The following is a 595-nucleotide window of genomic DNA, read 5'->3' on the forward strand; positions in this document are numbered from 1 at the left end:
TGCGGCGACGGGACGACGATGCCGGCGAGGACCGCGACCGTATGGACAAGGGCCAACGGCGGCGGCAGGACACCCGGCGCGGCAACCCGACCTGGCGCAGCTGTGGGCTGTGCGGCGGCACGGGAAAGGTGCTCAGAGACATCGGCGGAACAGACGAGGACGGTGCGTTCAACGAAACCAAGAAACTGAACTGTACGTCCTGCGACGGAACGGGAAGGTTACCGATCAAAAATGATTGAACCTGTCGTGCCACTGCTGACGCTGGACTGTCCGCGGCACCGTCGGCGCCGCCGCCGACGCGGCCCGGGTGACCCGCCGAAAGGCCCGCGGCCAGGTACGTCCGGCACGTCCGGCGACTGCCCGCACTGCCGGACGGTGTGGGCCGACGGCTACGGTCCCGATGCCGAACCGCCGTCACGCGGCCCCTGGCGACCGGGCCCGGTCCACGGCCCGAGCTGAGCACCCGCCGTATCGTCCGTAATATCTTTCGCGATACACGCGCATACCGCCCTCACGCGCGCATACACACATACAGGTCACGCGCGTACCGCGTGTTCCGTGCATTCCGCGTGTTCCGCCGGGTGGCCCGGGAAAT

Annotated in this window: 1 pseudogene; it reads left to right on the forward strand. The window is 68.4% G+C overall.

Annotated elements, in window-relative coordinates:
• Positions 1-239: pseudogene (locus AC5LUJ_RS16580) on the forward strand (hypothetical protein); the annotation flags it as partial.
• Between the last annotated feature and the right edge of the window lie 356 nt (positions 240-595).

Source organism: Protofrankia sp. CiP1_Cm_nod3, assembly GCF_982290655.1.